Genomic DNA, 527 nt, shown 5'->3' with positions numbered 1-527 from the left:
TGACCACGACGGTCGGCGCGATCAGCCGCAGGTCGTGTTCGGCGGCGATGGGGTGGGCCAGCACCTCGGCCAGCAGCGCCTCGTCGTCGCAGCGCAGGAACGACGCCGCGACCCCGCCGCGCAGCCGCCCGTGCCGCCGGGCGACGTCGTCGACCAGGTAGCTCAGCCCCTGCGGCACCGGCGTCGCCGACTTCGCCTTGAAGAGCGCGTGCAGCTCGTCGGCGGTGCGGCCGGTGTCCAGCGCGCGCCGCACCGAGCCCTCGGTGATCCGGTAGACGGTCGCGTGCCCGGCCGATTCGACGTCGGCGACCGCGGCCATCTCCGCGGCCAGCTCCGGCTCCAGCGGGCCCGGCGCGACCACGGTCAGGTCGGCCTGCAGCAGCACGTGGTCCACCGGCGCGGGCAGCGCGTCCAGGATGGCTTCGACGGCGCCCGGCCGGTCGTCGGCCAGCAGCGCACGCGTCGCCGTCGTGACGCCGCCGAGCCCGACCAGGCCCAGCGCGCTCGCCTCGGCCATGGTCCAGCGC

Annotated in this window: 1 protein-coding gene; it reads right to left on the bottom strand. The window is 76.7% G+C overall.

Annotated elements, in window-relative coordinates; translation table 11 throughout:
• Positions 1 to 527, bottom strand: a 527-nt coding sequence (locus G3I65_RS26455) for a helicase-associated domain-containing protein (RefSeq protein ID WP_160698509.1), incomplete at both ends; no start/stop codon positions are given.

The organism is Amycolatopsis sp. SID8362, from assembly GCF_010550475.1.
GTDB lineage: Bacteria > Actinomycetota > Actinomycetes > Mycobacteriales > Pseudonocardiaceae > Amycolatopsis > Amycolatopsis eburnea.
This window is presented reverse-complemented; position numbering and strand designations above follow the sequence as displayed.